The 21668-nt window shown below is 46.2% G+C and carries 14 protein-coding genes; 7 read left to right on the plus strand and 7 right to left on the minus strand.

The window, feature by feature from the left end; translation table 11 throughout:
• Positions 1–3 precede the first annotated feature (3 nt).
• Together srfAA and hxlR are read right to left on the minus strand one after the other, a co-directional pair.
• Positions 4–10767 carry a surfactin non-ribosomal peptide synthetase SrfAA gene (gene srfAA, locus BGM23_RS20115; RefSeq protein ID WP_069280911.1) on the minus strand — a complete coding sequence of 3588 codons (10764 nt, stop codon included), beginning with the start codon at positions 10765–10767 and terminating at the stop codon, positions 4–6.
• 572 nt (positions 10768–11339) lie between these two features.
• Positions 11340–11702: a transcriptional activator HxlR gene (gene hxlR, locus BGM23_RS20125; protein WP_003246265.1), complete on the minus strand. Its 363-nt coding sequence runs from the start codon at positions 11700–11702 to the stop codon at positions 11340–11342.
• Between the two features lie 232 nt (positions 11703–11934).
• Here hxlR and hxlA point away from each other — a divergent pair, with 232 nt between their 5' ends.
• From hxlA to nin, 5 genes are all read left to right on the plus strand, one after another.
• On the plus strand, positions 11935–12567 hold the full coding sequence (gene hxlA / locus BGM23_RS20130) for a 3-hexulose-6-phosphate synthase (protein WP_003234604.1): 633 nt from the start codon (positions 11935–11937) through the stop codon (positions 12565–12567).
• 5 nt (positions 12568–12572) lie between these two features.
• Positions 12573–13130: a 6-phospho-3-hexuloisomerase gene (gene hxlB, locus BGM23_RS20135; RefSeq protein ID WP_003234605.1), complete on the plus strand. Its 558-nt coding sequence runs from the start codon at positions 12573–12575 to the stop codon at positions 13128–13130.
• Between the two features lie 110 nt (positions 13131–13240).
• Positions 13241–14962 (plus strand): methyl-accepting chemotaxis protein TlpC, encoded by a 1722-nt coding sequence (gene tlpC / locus BGM23_RS20140; protein ID WP_029727077.1) that lies wholly within the window; start codon positions 13241–13243, stop codon positions 14960–14962.
• 167 nt (positions 14963–15129) lie between these two features.
• Positions 15130–15579, plus strand: a complete 450-nt coding sequence (gene nucA, locus BGM23_RS20145; RefSeq protein WP_003234608.1) for a DNA-entry nuclease — start codon at positions 15130–15132, stop codon at positions 15577–15579.
• Positions 15580–15605: 26 nt separating this feature from the next.
• Positions 15606–16004 carry a DNA-entry nuclease inhibitor gene (gene nin, locus BGM23_RS20150; RefSeq protein WP_015715226.1) on the plus strand — a complete coding sequence of 133 codons (399 nt, stop codon included), beginning with the start codon at positions 15606–15608 and terminating at the stop codon, positions 16002–16004.
• Positions 16005–16040: 36 nt separating this feature from the next.
• Here the strand turns inward: nin and bglC are convergent, their stop codons facing one another.
• The 4 genes from bglC to BGM23_RS21960 all read right to left on the minus strand — a co-directional run bounded on the left by bglC (position 16041) and on the right by BGM23_RS21960 (position 18711).
• On the minus strand, positions 16041–17474 hold the full coding sequence (gene bglC / locus BGM23_RS20155) for a 6-phospho-beta-glucosidase (RefSeq protein WP_029727076.1): 1434 nt from the start codon (positions 17472–17474) through the stop codon (positions 16041–16043).
• A gap of 151 nt (positions 17475–17625) precedes the next feature.
• A complete protein-coding gene (locus tag BGM23_RS20160; RefSeq protein WP_015252849.1) occupies positions 17626–17958 on the minus strand; it encodes a YckD family protein in 333 nt (110 codons plus the stop codon).
• 81 nt (positions 17959–18039) lie between these two features.
• On the minus strand, positions 18040–18495 hold the full coding sequence (locus BGM23_RS20165; protein WP_029727075.1) for an RDD family protein: 456 nt from the start codon (positions 18493–18495) through the stop codon (positions 18040–18042).
• 18 nt (positions 18496–18513) lie between these two features.
• Positions 18514–18711 carry a hypothetical protein gene (locus BGM23_RS21960; RefSeq protein ID WP_119122841.1) on the minus strand — a complete coding sequence of 66 codons (198 nt, stop codon included), beginning with the start codon at positions 18709–18711 and terminating at the stop codon, positions 18514–18516.
• Positions 18712–18872: 161 nt separating this feature from the next.
• On the opposite strand from BGM23_RS21960, the gene BGM23_RS20175 reads away from it, so the two are divergent.
• Both BGM23_RS20175 and BGM23_RS20180 read left to right on the plus strand, forming a co-directional pair.
• Positions 18873–19736 (plus strand): transporter substrate-binding domain-containing protein, encoded by an 864-nt coding sequence (locus BGM23_RS20175; RefSeq protein WP_029727074.1) that lies wholly within the window; start codon positions 18873–18875, stop codon positions 19734–19736.
• A 9-nt stretch (positions 19737–19745) separates the two neighbouring features.
• Positions 19746–20426 carry an amino acid ABC transporter permease gene (locus tag BGM23_RS20180; RefSeq protein ID WP_003234624.1) on the plus strand — a complete coding sequence of 227 codons (681 nt, stop codon included), beginning with the start codon at positions 19746–19748 and terminating at the stop codon, positions 20424–20426.
• A 48-nt stretch (positions 20427–20474) separates the two neighbouring features.
• On the opposite strand, the gene zinU is transcribed toward BGM23_RS20180, so the two are convergent.
• Complete coding sequence (gene zinU, locus BGM23_RS20185; RefSeq protein WP_029727072.1) at positions 20475–21668, minus strand: zinc metallochaperone ZinU; 1194 nt, start codon at positions 21666–21668, stop codon at positions 20475–20477.

A 21668-nucleotide genomic window follows, 5' to 3' on the forward strand; every position in this document is an offset into this window, starting at 1 on the left:
CTATTAGAAAATTTCCATTAATTTATCCAGCTCATCCAGCGTCAAATCGTCGTCACCAAGATCACTCGGGGTCAGTTCCGTACCATCTTGAGATAGGCAATGTTCAATGATTCTGAGAAGATGCGCTTTAAAGCTGTCACTGAATGTTTGTACTGTTTTTTCATGAAATTCAAGAGAATGATAGGCCAGTGACATCGTCAGTTTTCCGTTTTCGATATATCCGACAACATCCAGCGCATTCGGTTTTTCTGTTTCAGGGCTTAATGACTGTCCTGATGGCAGCTCTGATCTCGTAAACAAACCTGCATCCGACATTTCGTCAAACTGACCTAAATAGTTGAAGCTGACATCCGGCTGAATCGAGAACGCCACATCTTCTTTATGTTCCGGTGCCGTCAGATAGCGCAGAATGCCGTATCCGACTCCCTTATTCGGCACATGTCTGATATCTTCTTTCATTTGCTTCAGCTGGTAGCCCAGATCATCCGCATGCTTCATATCGAGCACCATTGGGTACATACTTGTAAACCAGCCGACTGTGCGAGAAATGGTCAGGTCTTCTATGATTTCTTCACGTCCATGCCCCTCTAAATGAACACTTACTCGATCTTGACCCGTCCACTCCTTCATTGCCAATCCGAATGCCGTCAGCAAAATATCATTCATTTCTGTGTGATATGCCTCATGCACCTTTGTGGTGAGCTGTTCTGTCTCTTCAGCAGTCAGCGAGAATTCAATTGTCTTTGTATGTTTCATTCGCTGATCACCAGATTCGCGGTCTTTCGGAAGCTTTGCCGCAACAGCTTGTTCTTCAAGCTGTCTCCAATACTCTTTTTCTTTCAAAAAGGCTTTGGAGTTCGCGAAGTCTTGCAATCTCTCTGCATACTCTGCAAATGAATGTGTTTTCTGCGGGAGAACCGGTTCATTGCCTTGCTCAAGCTGTGTATATACCGCGGCGAAATCCTCCAGTAAAATCCGCCACGACACGCCGTCAACCACTAAGTGGTGAATGGCAAGAAGCAAGTGGTCTCCGTCTTCCGCTTGGAACAATCCTGCTTTTAACAAGCCGCCTTCCTGCAAGTCGATGCTGCTTTGCAAACGCTCCGCTTCTCTCTCTATACGGTCTTCGTAATCTGCAGCTTGGCCCTCAATCTGGATGACCTCCAATTGAGCGGAAGCAGCTTCAAGACCTCTGTTGTATTGAATGACGTCTTCCTGTCCCTCACGATAGACCATACGGAGCGCGTCATGATGCTCGATCAGCGCCTGCAATGTTTTCTCCACTCGTTCAGGATCAAAGCCCTTCTTGGCGTAAAGCATCACCGATTGGTTCCAGTGGTGCTTGTTCGTGAAGTTCTTTTCAAAGAACCAGCGCTGGATCGGCGTCAGGATGACTTCGCCCTCCACCGGGCCTTGGTCTGCCTGTTTGCCTTCGGCACGCTCTACATATTGGGTAAGCTCTTCGATCGTCGGATGCTGGAAGAGATCTTTCATTTCCAGCTTCCAGCCGTGCTGATTCAAGCGGCTCGCCATTTGAATTCCTTTGATGGAATCTCCGCCAAGCGAGAAGAAATTGTCGGTGACACCGACTTCAGACATTCCAAGCACGTCCTGCCAGATGCCGGCAAGCAGCTCTTCCATGTCGGTCGTCGGCGCTTTGTATTCTCCGCTTCCCGCTTCGATGTCCGGCTCAGGCAAGGCTTTGCGGTCGACTTTGCCGTTTGCCGTAACCGGAAGCTCGTTCAGCGTCACCCAGAACACCGGGATCATGTAATCCGGCAGGGTTTCCTTTAGTGTTGATTTTAGTGCTTCTATATCAGCTGTTTCCGGGGTGACATACGCCGCGATCGCTGTATTGCCGCCTTTATCCTTGACAGCTGTCACCGCCGCATCCTGCACCTCAGAAAGCTGGGCGAGCTGGACTTCAATTTCTGAAAGCTCGATCCGGTAGCCGCGGACCTTGACCTGCTGGTCGATCCGGCCGATGTATTCGATGCCGCCGCCCGTCCATTTCACCAAATCGCCGGTGCGGTACATGCGCTCACCCGGCACAAACGGATCAGCGACAAACCGCTTCGCGGTTTCGTCTTCTCGATTCAGATAGCCTCGTGCCAGTCCGCGCCCCGCCACGCAAAGCTCTCCGGCTACGCCTTCCGGCTGCACCTGATTGCCCTCGCCGAGAATGTATACTCTCGTATTGGCAATGGCCCTTCCGATGGAAAGCGAGCCTTCCTCCGGATGGATTTCTGTACTCGTGGCAACGACCGTATTTTCTGTCGGCCCGTAGTTGTTGACGAGTGTGTACGGCTTTTTCACTGCCCGCTTCAGCTTGTCTCCTCCAGTGAGCAATACGCGAAGTGATGTGTTCTCAAGCTCCATGAACTGTTCCGCAAGCTGTGTCGGCAGGAACGTGATCGTTACGCCGTTCGTTTCGAAGTAATCGTTCAGGCGGACGATATCGAGGCGGATCGCTTCATCAATGACGTGAAGTTCAGCACCGATCGTCCAGGTCGGGAACATCTCCCAAATGGAAGCGTCGAACCCAAAGCCCGCGTACTTCGCACTGCGGTCCTCTACTGTCATGCTGAACGCGTCGTGGTGCCAGAAGCACAGGTTCACAAGCGCATGGTGCTCGACCATGACACCCTTCGGCTGTCCGGTCGTTCCAGACGTGTAAATCATGTACGCCAAGTTCTCCGCGGTTACAGCCGTCTCTGGATTTCCCTCGTCGTTTTCATCAAGCGGCAGGCTTAGAATCGTGCGGCTTCCGTCGAGAAGAATGACATCTCCCGTATAGCTGTCCGGCACTGAAATGCCTTCCTGTTTCAAGAGGAGCTTCGCGCCGCTGTCCTGTAAAATATACTCAATCCGCTGATCCGGGTAGTCAGGATCAATCGGCACAAACGCCGCTCCGGCTTTCAAGACGCCGAGCACCGCGGCGGACATTTCAAGCGACGGCTTCGTGAGAATGCCGACGCGGTCATCCGGGCTGATGCCGCAGTCCATCAGAATCCGCGCGAGACGGTTTGCCTTCGCATTCAGCTCGCCGTACGTCCAAGACTGGCCGTTGTATGTGACAGCCGGGCGGTCTTTGTGGCACTGGACAGTCTCTTCGAATAGCTGATGAACCGTTTTGTCTGTCGGCACAGACAGCGCTTTGCCCTTCCATGCCTCAAGAAGCGCTTGCTTTTCTGTCTCAGTGACCAGTGACAGGCTGGAAAGCGGCTGGTTCGGGTTCCCAGTAACTGCATCTAAAAGCTCCATCCAATATTGCTTCCATCGTTCAATCGTTTCCTGCTTAAACAGAGCTGTATTGTATTCGAGTACGAATGTAAGCCCTCCGTCGGTTTCGTCAGCCGTCAGCGTGAGGTCAAACTTGGCTGTTTTCCGTTCAAACGGATGCGGCTCAAGCTGAATCCCTTTCATTGTTAAATCCTTTATATTCGCATTTTGCATTGAAAAAACTGCATCGAATAACGGATTTCTGCTTGTGTCACGCTGAACCTGAACATTTCCGATCAAATCCTCAAGTGGGTAATCCTGCGCATCAAAAGCGCTGAGTGCCGTTTCTTTCACTTCGTTAAGATAGTCAGCAAACGTCTTTTCACCCTTCGGATACGTGCGCAACGCTAATGTATTGACGAACATTCCGATGACGCGGCTGACGTCCGCTTGAGATCGTCCGGCCACAGGTGAACCGACGATGATATCGTCTTGCCCGCTAAGTTTTGATAAAAATGCACTGTATGAAGCCAGAAGCACCATGTAAAGCGTGGAATCCGTTTCTTTTGCAAGCCTGCGCAGAGCATCAGCTTTGCCTGCTTCTAATGAAAATGCAATGCGGTCTCCCTCAAATGTTTGAACGGCAGGCCGACTGTAATCGGTCGGAAGCGTCAGCACCGGCAGCTCTCCGTCCAGCTCCTTCAGCCAATGCTCTTCTTGCTTCTTGTAAAGCTCAGACTGAATGAACTGCTGCTGCCACACGGCATAATCCTTATATTGAATACGGAGCGGCTCAAGGGTTTCTCCGTCGTACAGCTTTGAAAGCTCCTCAATCAGCACACCGACAGATGCACCATCAGAAATAATATGATGCATATCGAACAGCAGCACATGCTCAGTGTCTGAATGCTTGATAAGCCCTATTCTGAACAGTGGAAGTTGGTCGATTTTGAAAGGCTTAATAAACTCAGAAACGATCCGCTCTATCTCTTCTTCCGGGGCTTCGAAATAGGCTATCTCACACTCAGCCTTTTCCCAGATCCGCTGCACCGTTTCTCCATCTTTTATTTCAAACGTGGTTCTCAAGGCTTCATGACGCTGCATTAACTGCTGCATGACGCTGTTAAGCCTTTCAACATCAAGCTCACCTGTCAGGCGCAGAACCGCCGGCATGTTATAGCTCGTTTGCGCATCCTCAAGCTGCTGAAGCACGTACATCCGTTTTTGCGGTGAAGAAACAGGATACGTATCTTGTTTCTCTGCCGGGCTGATACTTGCGGCTGTCCCTTTTTCAGCGGAGGCAATCACCTGTGCCAAGCCCTCAACCGTCGGTGACTGGAAGAGATCCTTGAGTGACAGCTCAACGCCCAGTTCCTGATGAACCAAGGCAAGCATCTTCATGCCTGCTAATGAATGTCCGCCAATGTCAAAGAAGTGGTCATAAGCGCCGACTTGTTCTGCCTGAAGTACCTGTGCCCAAATGTCCGCGACTTTTTGTTCCGTTCCATTGCGTGGCGCAACATATGAAACACCTCTTGAAACGTTGGCATCAGGAATCGGCAGCGCTCTCCGGTCAATTTTTCCGTTCCCTGTCAGCGGCAGCTCGTCCATTTGGATAAACACCGCAGGAACCATATATGCCGGCAAGTCCTTCGCAGCATGCTCTCTCATCTCTTGTGATGAGATGTCTCCCTCTCCGACATAGTAAGCACACAACAGTTTATCTCCCGCTCCTTGATCAACGGCAAGCACAACACTTTCCTGAACACGATCATGGGTTTGCAGCTGATGTTCGATTTCTCCAAGCTCGATGCGCTGTCCGCGAATCTTCACCTGATGGTCGATTCGCCCGATAAATTCGATGTCGCCATTCGGCAGCCATCTCGCAAGGTCTCCCGTTTTATACATGCGTTCGCCGGATGTAAACGGATGGGGAACAAATTTCTCCTCAGTCAGTTCTGGACGGTTGTAATAGCCTTTCACGAGACCTTCGCCGCTGACGCAAAGCTCTCCGGCAATCCCGGCAGGCTGCACGTGTCCCGTACGGTCAAGAATGTATACTTCCGTATTGCTAACCGGTTTTCCAATCGGAACAGACAGAGTGTGCTCCTCCAATTCATCAACCGGATGATACGTCGCGAAAACCGTGCTTTCAGACGGCCCATACATGTGAAGAAGCTTGCCCTTTCCAACCGTTTGCAAAGCTTTTCTGACATGCTCAACCGAAGCCCGTTCCCCGCCAAACATAATCTTGCGAAGCGTTGACAAGCATGCCGGATTCAAGTCCACAAGCAAGTGGAACAAAGCGGTTGTAATCATGAGAATGCTGATGTTCTCCCGTTCAATGACGCGGGACAGGCGAGCCATGTCCAAAACGGTTTCCTTCGGTATCAGCACCAGCTTGGCTCCGTTTAACAAAGAGCCGAACATATCGAACATAAACGCGTCAAACACGTAATTGGAAAGACCGAGAATCGTATCCTGTTCTGTAATGCTGAGATAATTCGTTTCCTTCACCGTGCGGAGAATATTGGCATGAGTCACGATATTCCCCTTAGGTGTTCCAGTCGTTCCAGAAGTATACGTCAGGTTGGCCATTGCTGCAGAATCAAGAGGCAGTGCGAGATTTCGCGCATCGGCATGATAGCTTTCTTCCTCATCGGCTAGCACGATAACGCCCTTAAATTCCGCTTCTTCCGCCAAAGCCTTTAATTTCCTCTGAGTGAGAAGCACCTTTGCTCCGCTGTCACGGAAGAAATGCTGCATCCGCTGAATCGGATGTTCCGGATCGATCGGAACATAAGCCGAACCTGATTTTAATACTGCCAAGATCGACACAATCATATCCATTGACCGCTCGCATAAGACAGCCGCAGTTCTGCCTTCGCCAGCTCCAAGAGAAAGAATGCCGCGGGCTAAACGATTGGCCCGTTCATTCAGTTCACGATAAGTGAGTGATTCGCCTTCATATTGAAGCGCAGTGTGGTCTGGCGTATTCGCCGCTTGCTCCTCAAACAGCTGAACAATTGTTTTGTCTTTCGGATAAGGTGTTCTGCCCGGGTTAAACTGTTGAATTTGCGAAGCAGCCTCCTCTTCAGAAAGAAGCTTATACTCAGAAATCGGCTTCTCCGGATCAGCCGCAGCATCTTCAAGCAATCGCGCAAAATGCGTAAGCAGCCTGTCTGCCGTGCTTTGTTTAAACAGCTTTGTGCTGTAATCCAAATCAAGCTCAATGCCTTCATCGGTTTCTCTCGCCTGCACCGTCAAATCAAATTTGGCAATCTTGAAATTGGTCTCATGAACAGACAAGGAAAGATCGCCGACAGCCGGAATGCCCTCTGTCGCGTTTTGAAGGCTGAACATCGTGTCAAACAGCGGATGCCTGCTAACATCACGCGGGATGTTCAAATCTTCAACAAGCCACTCAAACGGATAGTCCTGATGAGAAAAGGCATCCAGCACCCGTTTGCGGACACGCGAGATCAATTGGGTAAACGTCTCATCCTGCTTCACCTCACTGCGAATCGCAAGCGTATTGACGAACATCCCGATAATGCCCTCTGTATCGGAGTGATTTCTGCCCGCTGACGGTGTCCCGACAATGATGTCATCCTGCCCCGTATACTTTGACAAAAGCGTATAGTAAGCGGAAAGCATCACCATATATAAAGTGGCGCCGTTTTGTTCAGCCAAACGATTGAGGCGATCCTTTACCCCCGCATCCAGCTTGATTGACACCCGATCCCCTTCAAAGCTTTGAACAGGCGGTCTTGGGTAATCGGACAGAAGCTGAAGCACCGGGAGCTCGCCTGCAAAGACTTCCTTCCAATAAGCCTGGTCCTTCTTGTACCCTTCAGCAGCCTGTCTGCTTTGCCATACAGCGTAGTCCTTATACTGGAGACGAAGATCAGGAAGCTGTTCGCCTTTATAAATGCGTGCTAACTCCTCCAGCATAATGCCAATGGATACACCGTCAGAAATCAAATGGTGCATGTCAAACAGCAGCATATGACGGTTCTCTTCAAGCCCCAGCAAACCGATTCTGAACAGCGGAGCTTTCGCTAAATCAAATGTCCGAACGAATGAAGCCATAATTGCCTCATCTGAGCGGCCGCCTCTTTCAATCATTTCGATGTTGAAATCAACGCTATCGTGAATTTTCTGTCTCGGCGTGCTGTTTTCAAGAACAAATGATGTTCTCAATGACTCGTGGCGTCGGATTAATCCCTGAAATGCGCGCTCCAGCTTTTGAATATCTAAAGGCCCTTCCAGAATTGCTGCTGCAGGCATGTTATAGCCGACTCCCGCATCCTCGAACTGGCTGACGATATATGTTCGCTGCTGTGCCAATGAAAGCGGGTAATGCTCCTGTTTTTCAGCAGGTTCAATCACCGCAAAAGCTTTGCTTTCTCTGTGATCAGCTTCCTCTGCAAGAGCCGCAATCGTCGGATGCTCAAACAAAAATTGAAGCGGAATCTCGACACCTGTTTCCTTATGAATCTTTGTTAAAAGGGTCATGGCTTTCAATGAATGTCCGCCAGTTTCAAAGAAATTGTCAAAGATCCCCGCCTTCTCAACGTTCAGCACGTCCTGCCAAATGGCTGCGATTGCTTTTTCAGTCTCATTTCGCGGCGCTGTATAGGCTGTGCCGCTGACAGCCTTCACCTCAAGTGCAAACAGCTTGCGGCGGTCGACTTTTCCGCTTGGCGTAAGCGGAATTTCTGTCACTTCTGTAAAGTAAGCCGGCACCATATAGTCAGGAAGCTGTCTGGCCGCATGCTCCCTCAAGCCGGCTGGCGCAAATTCGCTTCCAGGCTTCTGCACAACATATGCGCAAACCTCAAGATTTCCCTGTTCGTCAGGGCGTGCCAAAACAACGGCTTTTGCAACGTCTGGCGCCTGCTGAATCACGGCTTCAATTTCCCCAAGCTCAATCCGGTATCCGCGGACTTTGACCTGGTCATCCTCTCTGCCTAAATATTCGATTGTTCCATCTGGAAGCCAGCGCACCACATCTCCGGTCCGGTACATGCGATCGCCCGGCACGAATGGATCTTGTAAAAACTTCTCTTCCGTTAATTCAGGCAAATGCAAATAGCCTCGGCCCACACCGTCTCCCGCGATATAAAGCTCACCCGCCACGCCTTCAGGCTGCAGCCGGCCTTTTTGATCCAAAATATATAAGCGGTTATTCCCCAGCGCTTTCCCGATCGGCACATACGCTGATTGAACTGCATTCTCAGGGATAACCGGATGAACAGACGCGTCAACGCACGTTTCAGTCGGCCCGTACACATTAGTCAAACGCGGCGCTGTGCCGGCTTCTTTAAACAGCTTCAGCAGCTTGTCCGCAACAACAGATGACAGGCCTTCTCCTCCGATCAGCATGTGCTTCAGTTTTAGGCCTTCAAAATCGCCCGCTGCTGCCAGCATTTGCAAATGAGCCGGTGTTCCATCCGTCGCCTCAATGCTGTTTCTCCGATAATATGTAGCAAGGGCGGTCCCGTTCGTCACTGTTTTCTTCGGTACGATATAAAGGGTTTGTCCCAAAAGAAGCGACGCGAAGATCTGCTTCACTGACGCATCAAAGTGGAACGGCGCAAGCAATGCCATCCGCAGGGTTTGGCTGCCGCTTTGGTAAATCGTCTGCTGCAGAGATTCAACCAAATGATGAACCTGGCGATGCTCGATCATAACGCCTTTCGGACGTCCGGTTGTTCCCGATGTGTAAATAATGTAGGCAAGATTCCGCGCGTTTACATCAGCCTCCGTCATATCGTCTGCACCTTCCGCAATTGCCTGATCTAAGTCAATCAGCTCAGCATCGGCTTCAGGCGCTGCAACCTTCGATTCAGTCAGGATGAAGTCCGCCCCGCAGTCCTCCAAAATATATTGAATCCGCTCTGCAGGAAAACCCGGATCAATCGGCACATAGGCTCCGCCGGCTTTTAAAATTCCCATGATAGCTGTAATCATCCGTTCAGAACGTTCAATCAAAACCGCGACAGGACTGTCCGGGCCAACCCCTTTCTGTTTCAGCACATTGGCGATGCGTGCAGATTGCTCATGTAACGTTCGATAGGACAATGTACGATCTTCGAATACAACCGCTGGATGATCTGAAAGCTGCTCAGCCTTTTCTTGGAACAGTTCCGGGATCGTCATGTCCTTACGGTAGCTCACAGATTTACCGCCCGCCCTCGCAAGCAGCTTCTCTTTCTCCGCATCAGAAATCATCGTTAATTCATCAATTGTATGTTCTGGATGCGTTAACGCGTTCTCCAGCATTGTAATCATGCGCTCACAAATCATGTTGATTTCTTCACGTGAAAATAAATCAGTGCGGTAATCAAAATCTATGGTGAGTTTCCCAGTATCCCATCGATCCTTCACATGGATCGAGACATCATTTAATCCGCTGCCGCTGAAAATCGGCTCAGTCAAAAAGGCAAGGTCCTCTTCTTTTTGCCACTGCATCACCTGATATTCAAGAGAAACAGTAAACAGCTTGGTCAGAGAGCTCTTTGTTTCACGCAAATCGTTGATCAGGAGATTATACGGGTACTTTTGGTGGCGGAGTGTCTTCATGAGATCCTTCATCCGGTCTTTGACAAATTCTAAAAACGCCTGCCCGCCGTCAATGTTTGTCCGAAGCGGAACCGTAGAAACAAACATGCCAAGCATCTGCTTCTCTTTCGCATTTGTCCGGTTGCCCATAAAGGTTCCCGTCACAACATCATTTTGGCCGCTGACCCTGTACAAATAGGCGGCGAGCAACGATTGAAATACCGAAAGAACACTGACTTTATTCGCCTCACAAAACGACAGAATCTGCTGATGTAGCGCTTCAGGCACATCTTTAGAGAACCTCTCAGCATCTAAACTTCCCCCTGCGGATGCATTCCGTTTCAAGGAAACAAGTTCAGGCACCGATTCAAATTGTTTGTTCCAAAACGCCTTGTCCTTTTCAAACCGCTTCGATTGAGCATAGTCCTGTTCAGATAAAACATGATCGATAAATGAATGCGAGATTCCTTCTTTTGCCTCTGAGCCGCTGGCTAATTCTAAATAAATGTGCATGATCGCATTCCCGAGAATATTCATGGAGATACCATCAGAAATCACGTGATGAACATTTGCGTAAAACCATACTTCATTTTCCTTTATGGTGAACAAGGAAAAACGGAATAAATCACAATCGTACAACGGCAAAGGTTTTTTCGTTTCCTCCCGGCTCCATTGTGAAATAAACTCTATCGCATTCGGATCTTCAGTAGTGTCAGTATGTTTTATATCAACAGGCCGATACTCGCTAATATATTGTACAGGCTCCCCGTTTTCATCTAGCCGCAACCGAAGGCGCATGGCGTCATTTCTGCGAATAAACTCTTGAATCGCCTGCTCAACAAGCACATAATCAATCGCATCAGCTGAAACCAGCTTACCAATCCCCGCAAGATTTGAAATGCTCGTGTGAGGATAAAATTTTTCTGTGTACCAAATTCGTTTTTGTGCATCCGTTAAAGGATAAAAAGTTATTTCCATATTGTCATACCTCCCCTAATCTTTATAAGCAGTGAACATGTGCAACGCATTTTCTCTTTCTTATCCATATCAGCTTTTAATTCTTATGAACTAACAGCCGAAATAGCCCAAAGTACTACACTTAAAAAGCAGTGCTTCCAATCAAAAAACAGATGGCCGCTATTAAAGCAGGCTGCCGTCAGTCAGCATTGCGGCGTTTAACATAAGCGGATAAAGACCGCAAGACCCCACCCTAATAAGAAACCAATTTTGGCTATTTATTCATTGTTTTCAATATTTTTTATCTTTCTACCGTTTACTTTAAATGAAAAAAATGTTTTTATCACCGAAAAATGGGTGAAAAGTTTCATGCGGGATGCCGAAAGATTCCAGTTTATTTACAGGGATATTTTTGCGGGATGCCGCAATCATTTCCACTAAACATTATTTACAGAAAAATAAAAATTTTTAAACCAAACTGCTGCGTTCAATCTTTTTTTATTGCTGAATGCAATTTACAATCTTTACATGACTATGTGTACCGCGCAAAAACCGAAAAAAAGGCAAAAAAAGACACCCTTGCGAAGAGCGTCTTACAACGATTCTTTCATGACATTTTTGTCGATATCAATCAATTCCATATAACCTTTCCCCCACTCATACATGGCTTCAAGAATAGGCATGAGGCTTTCTCCGTGCGGGGTCAGAGAATATTCAACCTTCGGCGGGACAACTGGATACACTTCCCTGTGAACAATCATATCCTGCTCAAGCTCTCTCAGCTGATTCACGAGGATCTTCTGCGTAATATCAGGAATCAATGTTTTTAATTCATTGAACCGTTTTGTGCCTTCTTTTCCTAAATGCCATAAAATGAGCATTTTCCATTTACCGCCAATCACTGCAAGCGTTAATTCCTTCTCACAATTAAACCTTTTGTCGTCCATCCGGCTCAATAGAATCCCCCCCTTAGTAACCTTTTTGTATGTTAGATACGTATCATCACTTACTTACTTTTTTGCAGACTCTTTTTTCATTATACTCACTCATAAAATCAAGCGAAAGAAATCTGATTGTCTCTCCTCACAGTATCCTCCAAGTAACTTGTTGACTTCAAAGTGCCTACTTCTCATCAAAAGAAGGAACCTATAGAATGAAAAATAATTCGAAAAAGGGAGTGGATCAACAATGGAATTACAGCTTGCATTAGACCTCGTCAACATCCCGGAAGCCATTGAGCTCGTCAAAGAGGTAGAACAATACATCGACGTAGTTGAAATCGGAACACCGGTCGTCATCAATGAAGGCCTAAGAGCCGTTAAAGAAATAAAAGAAGCATTTCCTCAATTGAAGGTTCTTGCAGACCTGAAAATCATGGATGCCGGAGGCTACGAAATTATGAAAGCGTCGGAAGCAGGCGCTGACATCATCACCGTTTTAGGGGCTACAGACGATGCAACGATTAAAGGCGCAGTAGAAGAAGCCAAAAAACAAAAGAAGAAAATCTTAGTGGACATGATTAACGTGAAAGATATCGAATCCCGTGCGAAAGAAATTGACGCACTCGGTGTTGACTACATCTGCGTCCACACTGGCTATGATCTTCAAGCAGAGGGCAAAAACTCTTTCGAAGAATTAACGACAATCAAAAATACCGTAAAAAACGCAAAAACCGCAATCGCGGGCGGCATCAAACTTGATACACTGCCAGAAGTGATCAAGCAAAACCCTGACCTTGTCATTGTTGGGGGCGGAATTACAAGCGCAGCTGATAAGGCGGAAACAGCTTCAAAAATGAAGCAGCTGATTGTCCAAGGATAACTCCTATGAAAACGACTGAATACGTAGCGGAAATTCTCAATGAGTTACACCGTTCAGCAGCTTATATTTCTAATGAAGAGGCTGACCAGCTTGCCGATCACATTCTTTCATCCCACCAAATTTTCACTGCGGGTGCGGGGCGGTCTGGCCTGATGGCAAAATCCTTCGCGATGAGACTGATGCACATGGGCTTCAACGCCCATATTGTAGGTGAGATTCTCACTCCGCCGCTCGCCGAAGGAGATCTAGTTATTATCGGCTCAGGATCAGGCGAGACAAAAAGCTTGATTCATACCGCAGCAAAAGCAAAAAGCTTACACGGAATTGTTGCCGCTTTAACCATCAATCCGGAATCAAGCATCGGAAAACAAGCGGACCTCATCATCAGAATGCCTGGTTCTCCTAAAGACCAGTCTAACGGAAGCTATAAAACCATTCAGCCAATGGGATCATTATTTGAACAAACTTTGCTGCTCTTCTATGATGCAGTGATTTTAAAACTCATGGAGAAAAAAGGACTCGATTCTGAAACTATGTTCACTCACCACGCAAACCTTGAATAGCATCACACAACCGGCCTGAAGATCAGGCCGGTTTTATTTTTTCTAAAATAAAACTTTAAACCCGAAAACCCGATAAGTAATATGACCTACAAATCGTAAAGGGAGGAATTATGTTGATAAAACGATTTAAGATGAAGCTAGGAACTAAAATTCTTTGCCTCGTTTTCGTGGTGATTCTTTTGTTTTCGGCATCAGTTGGCACTGTGATGCTTAAGGAAATTACAGAAAACATGAAACAAATGGCAACTGAAAAAGCGAAAGGTGATCTTGCTTTAAGCAGCACTTATATTGATGATGTCATGTCAGGCGACTGGCAGGTGAAAAACAATAAGCTCTATAAAGGGCAAACACAAATCAATGGAAATGAAGATATTGTTGATCTGCTTGGCGAAAAAACAGGTGATACCATTACCATTTTCCAAGGCGATACTCGTGTTGCAACCAATGTCATGAAGAATGGCGAAAGAGCTGTCGGCACCCAGGCTTCTTCTGAAGTTATTGCCGCTGTTTTAAAGAAAGGAAAGCGTTTTTACGGACAAGCAGATGTAGCAGGTTCTTCTTATCAGACTGCATACATGCCGTTAAAAGATCAAAATGGGAACATCATCGGCATGCTGTATACCGGAGCTAATCAAAGTATTTTAGCATCACTTACACAATCACTTTTCACTCAATTCGCTATCGTTCTTGTTATCGTCATTATGGTATCAGTCATCCTTGTCTTGGTTTTCACCAGAAAAATCAACAAGCGGCTGAACGCTTTAAAAAGCGCCTTTGAAAGTGCCGGAAACGGAGATATGACAATAGAGGTGTCAGACAAAACCGGTGACGAGCTTTCAGAACTAAGCGTCTATTATAATAAGATGAGAATGAAGCTGAACGATACCATACAAACCGTACAACAATCAGCCCTTCAGCTTGCGTCAGCCTCTCAGCAGCTCTCAGCCGGAGCAGAGGAAACAAATCAAGCTTCAGAAAAAATCACAGAAGCTGTACAGCAGATTGCAAATGGAGCCCAAGATCAGATCACCCGAATTGAAAGTAGTGAAAGCTCATTAAAACAAGCTTCAGCAGACATCCGGGATATTTCTGCAAATACTGCCGCTATCGCTGACAAAGGGCAGCTCGCTCAATCAAAAGCAGACATTGGACAAAAGGAAATTGCAAATGTACAGGCGCAAATGGATGCGATTCACCAGTCAATTCAGAAAAGCGGAGAAATCATACACCAGTTAGACGGCCGCTCTAAACAAATTGAGCAAATTTTATCGGTCATCACCCAAATTGCCGATCAGACAAACCTGCTTGCGCTGAATGCAGCGATTGAAGCTGCCAGAGCCGGTGAACAAGGAAAAGGCTTTGCTGTTGTTGCTGATGAAGTACGGAAATTAGCGGAAGAGTCTCAACAGTCTGCGGGGCAGATTTCAAAACTGATCATAGAAATACAAAAGGATATGAACCGGTCTGCAAGATCTGTTGAGCATGTGAAAACAGAAGCTGCAGAAGGAGTCACCATGATCCAGCGCACCAGAGATGCATTTAAGGAAATTGCAGCTGCAACAGGTGAAATCAGCGCCGAGATTAGTGATTTATCAGCATCTGTAACAAACATTTCAGCCAGTGCACATCATATAAATGATTCCTTTGCAGCCAATACGGCCGACATTAAAGAATCTACTAAAAATACCCGGCAAGCGGCTGCATTAACAGAGGAGCAATTTGCTGCAATGGAGGAGATTACCGCAGCTTCTGAAACACTTTCTCAATTAGCTGAGGAGCTTACCGGTATCATAAGCCAATTTAAAATGATTAATCAAGCCGAAAACGGCTGATGACTTACTATCATTATTGTAAATTGGCAATCGTATTTTGCTGAAAACAAATATTTCGATCTGCTAAAATTACGATTTCTGCAATAAACTGAGCGTAAAACATAAAATTTAAACCTTTACACCAAATGCTTTCTGGATTACTCTTGTGTCAGTTTTAAAAGCGGGAGGTGAACATCACGACGGACATCATAAAAACGATACTTCTCGTCATCGTCATCATAGCAGCTGCAGCTGTCGGCCTGATAAAAGGAGACTTTTTTTCAACTGATCAAAAAACGTCTCAAACGAAAGAATATGATGAAACAATCGCCTTCCCATCTGACCGGTATCCCGAAACTGCCAAGCATATTAAGGATGCGATAAATGAGGGACACTCAGAGGTGTGCACTATTGACAGAGACGGAGCTGAGGAACGCCGCGAGCAATCATTAAAGGACGTACCTTCCAAAAAGGGGTATGACAGAGATGAATGGCCAATGGCCATGTGCAAAGAAGGCGGTGAGGGAGCTTCTGTAGAATACATTTCTCCCGCTGACAACCGCGGAGCAGGCTCTTGGGTCGGGCATCAGCTTACCGATTACCCAGACGGCACAAAGGTTTTATTCACAATTCAGTAAACAGTACATAGAGGAGGAACAGCACATTGATCAAATCATGGAAGCCGCAAGAACTTTCGATTTCATATCATCAATTTACTGTATTTCAAAAGGATTCTACACCTCCTGTAATGGATTGGACTGACGAAGCGATTGAAAAAGGATATGCTGCGGCAGACGGAGCCATTTCCTTTGAGGCACAGCGAAATACAAAGGCCTTTATTCTTTTGCGCCTGAACAGTTCAGAAACAGTAAGCTCCTACGAAAAAAAAGTGACTGTTCCTTTTCATGTCACAGAAAACGGAATTCATATTGAAAGCATCATGTCTAAAAGACTGTCCTTTGATCTGCCTAAAGGAGACTATCAATTGACATGCTGGACTGTGCCGGCTGAAATGTCAGATTTGCACGCCGACACTTATATTATTGATGCTGTTTCTGTGTAATGAAAAACCCCTGAGAGAATAACTCTCAGGGACTCTTTATAAACTTTCTCCGTTTGTCTTGATGACATCTTGATACCAATAAAAGCTTTTTTTCTTCAAGCGTTTTAAATCGGATGTGCTTTCTTCATCACGATTGACATATACAAATCCGTATCTTTTTTGGTAGCCGTTCAGCCAGCTTAACAGATCAGTAAACGACCAGCTGCAATAGCCGATTAAATCGACACCGTCACTGATGGCTTGTCTGCATTGCTCAAGATGCGAACGCAAATAATCAATTCGATAATCATCCTGTACAGTGCCGTCCTCAACTTTATCAAATTCACCCAAACCGTTCTCTGTTATAAACACTGGAAGCTGATAGCGGCTTGTAATTCGGCGAAGACCGATACGCAGCCCAATTGGGTCAATTGTCCAATCCCAGTTGCTCGTTGTCAGATGCGGATTTTTTTTCGTTTTGAACACTCCGGGTATCCCCGTCTCCTGATTGGTTCCCTTTTGGCCTGTCGTATTCATTTTCCCTTCTGACACACCATCAAGCGGATTTCGTTCATAGGTGATCGTCTGATAATAATTGACACCTACAAAATCAGGCTTCCCTTTGGCGAGCAGGTCCATATCTCCTGCTTCAATTGTCGGCGCCCATCCCTGTTTTTCCAAGTAGCGGAATGGAATTTGTGGGTAGGTTCCCCAGCAATACATGTCAAGCCACCAATTGTTCATAAATTCTTCGGCGTTTTCAAATGCCAGTATATCCTCTGGATGGCTTGATAAAGGGTAAGCCGGAGAATAAGCAAAGCTAGGACCTATTTTGCCTTCAGGCACATATTCTCTAAATGATTCGATGGCTTTTGCATTAGCCAGAAACGCAATATGATTTGCTTCGTAAAATCGTTTTCTGTCTTTCACTCCAGGCGGATGCATGGCTGTAATAAATCCGTGATTAAAATTGTAGTTCTGTTCGTTTAACGTAACCCAATATTTCACCCTGTCTCCAAAACGTTTATAAAGAGTAATACAGTAGTGATTAAAATCCTCTATGATGTTTCTGGATTCAAACCCGCCGTATTCGTCCATAAGCGCTTGAGGCAAATCCCAGTGATATAAAGTCAGAACCGGCTCGATGTGATGAGAAAGCAATTCATCAATCAGACTATCGTAAAACGCTAGACCTGCTTCATTGATCTCTCCTTTTCCTTTTGGAAAAACCCGTGGCCAGCTGACGGAAAATCGATATGCTTTTAACCCCATCTCAGCCATCAGAGCGACATCTTCTTTAAATCGGTGATAATGGTCAACCGCAATCTCGCCATTGGTTCCTTTAAACGTTTTGCCCGGTATTTTCGTAAACACATCCCAAACAGAAGGGCCTTTGCCATCTTCATTCCAAGCGCCTTCAATCTGGTACGCTGCAGAAGCAGAGCCCCACAAAAAATGTTTCGGAAAAGATTCTGGATGCTGGTGGATCAGTGTTTATCACTCCTGAATTATTTGATAAACCTATCATAGGCTATGAAACGCGTTTCATATCAACTCGATGTTAGTCGCGGAACAGCTCAGCTAATATTGCCTACCTGTAAATAACGCAAAAGCACCCAATTCCCATTGGATGCTTAAAATCTTAATGTCTTTTTTCAAATTTATGCGGATGAGGATGGTGCTTTGGAACAAAGCCGTTTTGTTTCATCATTTCAAAGTGTTTGTCCAAGTGATTTTTGATGTGTTCTCCTCTTTCTTTAGGCAGGATACCGTATTGTACATACTTTGAGATCACGTCTTTGCGCTTTTTAAGAATCTCTGCTTCCAGTTGTTCAATCTCTTTCTTTTGCTGATCTGTCAGTGTAACATTTGCGGGAGGCTGCTGCTGTTTTTCAGCGGCCTCAGCTGTACCGGTCAGAGAAATGACAGCCGCTGCAATGAACATTGTGATAATGTTGATGGTTATTCGTTTCATCCAGTTTATTCCTCCAATCCTATTTTTCATATGTTTTGCTGCCTTGTATTTTTTATGCATAAAAATAAAAAGAGCGATCCATTATTCGCTCTTTCTAATCTCTTCGTCAGCATTAAGTTCCTCTTCACCTGGTGTCGCATAAGTGACAGACGTTCCTGCGATTAAAGTATGCAGGGTCCGTTTGTCTTCTCGTACGGCAATCAGAATCAGGCTGGCGATCAAGCCGAGTCCGAAGGCTATACCGTAAACCAGGCCGGCTACAATAACTCGTAAAAACATTGTTAACAGGCTGACTTGTGATCCGTCTTTTTTTACGATTCTGATTCCGCAGATCCTTTTTCCGATAAGATAACCGCGCCAAAACACCGGCAGCAAAATAGAATACAGCAGAACAACCAAACTGATGAACATGCTGTCGTTTGGGTCTTTTCCTGTAATCAGCCAATAGATCAGCAAAAGCGGCACGGAGACTATAATGTAGTCTAACAATGCAGCTCCAAGTCTGATCCAAAATCCGGCTGGTTTGTAAATATTCATTTGACTCCCCATTATGGTTTAAATGTTTCCATTTTCTTTCTCATCGAATATATCATATGCCTTAGGGGCATCAGCAAGACTTAAATTTATTCTGAAGATCGGTTTCATGCCTCTTGACCATTTCTTCCGGTATTGGCATAGATGAGTGACGGGTCTGCTGCATCCTTCACTTTCACATGCGTTTCCTTGGTACGTCTGGCATTCATCCTTGGACAATTCCTTTTTTCATCACCTCTTCCCTTCATAGACGCTTTTAAACACCCACCCATGCTTTTTGTATACACAATTCGAACTTTTTGAAAACGCGATCAACATATTGCAACCCCTTATGTTCAATGCTATCTTTTTAGTTGATTAACAGATTGGGGGAAATATAGGTGAAATCATTCAAGCAATCCAAAGCCGTTATATTCAGTTTCACAATGGCTTTCTTTCTTATATTGGCAGCCTGTTCCGGCAAAAATGAAGCCGATTCCAAGGATACAGGCTGGGAGCAAATCAAGGACAAAGGGAAAATCGTAGTCGCTACATCAGGTACGCTTTATCCCACTTCTTATCATGATACCGACTCTGGCTCCGATAAGCTGACGGGCTACGAGGTTGAAGTCGTTCGTGAAGCGGCAAAACGATTGGGGCTGAAGGTTGAGTTCAAGGAGATGGGCATTGACGGGATGCTGACAGCGGTGAACAGCGGACAGGTTGACGCAGCCGCAAATGACATCGATGTGACGAAGGACCGCGAGAAGAAGTTCGCATTTTCCACTCCATATAAATATTCATACGGCACGGCAATTGTCCGAAAAGACGATTTATCAGGGATTAAAACGCTCAAGGATTTAAAAGGGAAGAAAGCGGCTGGCGCGGCTACAACCGTCTACATGGAGGTCGCGAGAAAATACGGCGCCAAAGAAGTGATTTATGATAATGCGACGAATGAGCAATATTTAAAAGATGTTGCCAACGGACGCACTGACGTCATTTTAAACGACTATTACCTGCAGACACTTGCGCTCGCGGCATTCCCGGATCTCAACATAACAATTCATCCTGACATCAAGTACATGCCGAACAAACAGGCCCTTGTCATGAAAAAAAGCAATGCGGCACTTCAGAAAAAGATGAACGAAGCATTGAAAGAGATGAGCAAGGATGGCTCTTTGACTAAACTGTCGAAACAATTCTTCAATAAAGCAGATGTATCAAAAAAAATTGATGCCGACGTTCAGGACGTTGATTTGTAATTGGACGCCATGATCAATAGCATTCAGTGGGAATATATTTTCAACACGAAGCTGGCCATTGAATCGTTCCCTTATGTCATAAAAGGCATTGGGTATACACTGCTCATCTCTTTTGTAAGCATGTTTGCGGGAACTGTGATCGGCCTGTTCATATCACTCGCCAGAATGTCTAAGCTTGCTTTGTTAAGATGGCCGGCGAAGCTCTATATCTCATTTATGCGGGGCGTTCCGATTTTGGTGATTTTGTTTATCCTTTATTTCGGGTTTCCTTATATCGGCATTGAATTTTCCGCTGTCACGGCTGCTTTAATCGGCTTTAGCCTAAACAGCGCCGCCTACATTGCGGAAATTAACCGTTCAGCCATTTCATCCGTCGAAAAAGGACAGTGGGAAGCCGCATCCTCGCTGGGTCTTTCCTATTGGCAGACGATGAGGGGCATCATTTTGCCGCAATCGATACGTATTGCGCTGCCTCCGCTTGCCAATGTATTGCTCGACTTAATCAAGGCGTCATCTCTCGCTGCGATGATTACAGTGCCGGAATTGCTCCAGCATGCGAAAATCATCGGGGGCAGAGAGTTTGATTATATGACCATGTATATTCTGACCGCTCTCATTTATTGGGCCATCTGCTCCATTGCCGCGGTCTTTCAGAATATCCTTGAGAAAAAATACGCTCATTATGTTTAAACAAACGTTTCATTAAAAAAAGCCGCTCCCCAGGGGACGGCTTTTTTTCTATTGATTCAGCTTCCATTTAAACGGGTCCTCAAACAGCGACCAGTCGGAATCAAATTCATATTCAGTCAGCAGGCATTGATCAAGCTCTTTCGTAATCGTTTCTTCATCCAGGTCAGTTCCGATAAAAACTAGCTGTGTTAGGCGGTCCCCGAACTCCGGGTCCCACTCCTCCAGGATTTCCGGCTCCTGCTGCTTGACTTGCTCCTGCTCAAGCTTCGGCAGCGCCGCCACCCAATAAGATACAGGCTCAATCGTAACCGACGGACCTGCTTGCGACATCAGCAAAGCAAGGTTGTTATGAGATGCGCACCAGACGATTCCTTTGGCACGTACCACGTTCTTTGGCATTTGATCCAACCAACGGTAAAATCGTGTAGAATGAAACGGCAAACGTCTCTTATATACAAATGAAGAGATACCGTATTCTTCTGTTTCCGGGGTGTGTTCCGCATGGCCTGCCGTCAGCTCTTGAATCCAGCCGGCCGATCCGCTCGCTTCCTCGAAGTTAAATAACCCTGTATGCAAAATCTCCTGCGGTTTTACATTTCCTTTGACGGAACGAATGAACCTGGCTCTTGGCTGCAGTTTACGAAGAACGTTTTCAAGCTGTTCGAGCTCTTGCTCGCTGACCAAATCACATTTATTTAAGATCAGTACATCGCAAAACTCAATTTGATCGATCAAGAGGTCGGCGATTTCTCTTTCATCCTCTTCCCCCAATGCCTCTTTGCGGTCCAGAAGGCTTTCGCCTGACTGATAATCATGCCAAAAACGGTTGGCATCAACCACTGTCACCATCGTATCCAGCTGACAGAATTTTGTAAGATCGATTCCCATCTCTTCATCGATATAAGAGAAAGTCTGGGCCACCGGGATCGGTTCGCTGATTCCTGTCGATTCGATGACGATATAATCAAACCGTCCGTCTTTTGCCAGCTTCTCAACTTCAATTAATAAGTCTTCGCGAAGCGTGCAGCAAATGCAGCCGTTTGACATTTCCACAAGCTTTTCATCTGTTCTGGAAAGGCACCCTTCCTGCTTAACCAAGCCCGCGTCAATGTTCACCTCGCTCATATCGTTTACGATAACCGCTATTTTCAAGCCTTCGCGATTTTGCAGAATGCTGTTCAGCAATGTTGTTTTTCCCGCACCTAGATAACCGCTCAGTACGGTAACCGGAATTTTTTTCAT

Source organism: Bacillus sp. FJAT-14266, from assembly GCF_001719225.1.
Lineage (GTDB): Bacteria > Bacillota > Bacilli > Bacillales > Bacillaceae > Bacillus > Bacillus subtilis.

What these genes read in the sequence shown, in the direction of transcription:
- srfAA (WP_069280911.1), bottom strand. Translation starts at nt 10,767, where the DNA reads ATGGAAATAACTTTTTATCCTTTAACGGATGCACAAAAACGAATTTGG.
- hxlA (WP_003234604.1), top strand. Translation starts at nt 11,935, where the DNA reads ATGGAATTACAGCTTGCATTAGACCTCGTCAACATCCCGGAAGCCATT.
- hxlB (WP_003234605.1), top strand. Translation starts at nt 12,573, where the DNA reads ATGAAAACGACTGAATACGTAGCGGAAATTCTCAATGAGTTACACCGT.
- tlpC (WP_029727077.1), top strand. Translation starts at nt 13,241, where the DNA reads ATGTTGATAAAACGATTTAAGATGAAGCTAGGAACTAAAATTCTTTGC.
- BGM23_RS20160 (WP_015252849.1), bottom strand. Translation starts at nt 17,958, where the DNA reads ATGAAACGAATAACCATCAACATTATCACAATGTTCATTGCAGCGGCT.
- BGM23_RS20165 (WP_029727075.1), bottom strand. Translation starts at nt 18,495, where the DNA reads ATGAATATTTACAAACCAGCCGGATTTTGGATCAGACTTGGAGCTGCA.
- BGM23_RS20180 (WP_003234624.1), top strand. Translation starts at nt 19,746, where the DNA reads ATGATCAATAGCATTCAGTGGGAATATATTTTCAACACGAAGCTGGCC.
- zinU (WP_029727072.1), bottom strand. Translation starts at nt 21,668, where the DNA reads ATGAAAAAAATTCCGGTTACCGTACTGAGCGGTTATCTAGGTGCGGGA.